The following is a 520-nucleotide window of genomic DNA, read 5'->3' as shown; positions in this document are numbered from 1 at the left end:
GCACCAAGTAATAGATTGGGAATTGGCTGACCAGGTTGTGCATGTGACACTAATGTAAGGATTTCCTCATCTTCTGCAATTCTTAATGATAAATGTTCATATAAATTGCTCGACCCTTTACATTCTTTTTCTGAAAAGTTTCTAAATAAGTTGGAGATTTGTTCTGGTGTAAGCATTTATAATCCTCCTAGGTAATAATATTAATATTCAGAATAATTTTAACATAAAACGATTCAAATATAGTACAAATATCCTTTTTGGTTTGAAGTAGTAAAGAAAGACCTGTTTCACTGTCGTTTTATCATAAGAAATACTGTCAATGCTATTTCTAACTACACTTTATGAGTGTAAGGGGGCGATTTACATAGATACACACATAAGACCTATAGTATTTATCCCCACATCACTATCAACTTAAGAAACGGATACTTCCCAAAACGAAAAAATAAGCCGTTTTCTGTCAAAAATAAACGGAATTTTCATCTTGGGGGTATTTGTTTTTATTAAGTTGATGGGCATG

General features: G+C 32.1%; 1 protein-coding gene. It reads right to left on the bottom strand.

Translation table 11 applies throughout. The features are described 5' to 3' along the window. Positions 1-176, bottom strand: a 176-nt coding sequence (locus tag ACS2MN_RS30995; RefSeq protein ID WP_438894976.1) for a DUF2332 family protein, incomplete at its 3' end; no start/stop codon positions are given. Positions 177-520: the final 344 nt, after the last annotated feature.

The sequence above is a fragment of the Bacillus cereus group sp. BceL062 genome (assembly GCF_051780025.1).
GTDB classification, from domain to species: domain Bacteria; phylum Bacillota; class Bacilli; order Bacillales; family Bacillaceae_G; genus Bacillus_A; species Bacillus_A toyonensis.
Note: the sequence above shows the minus strand (reverse complement) of the source record. Positions and strands in the feature narration are given on the sequence as shown.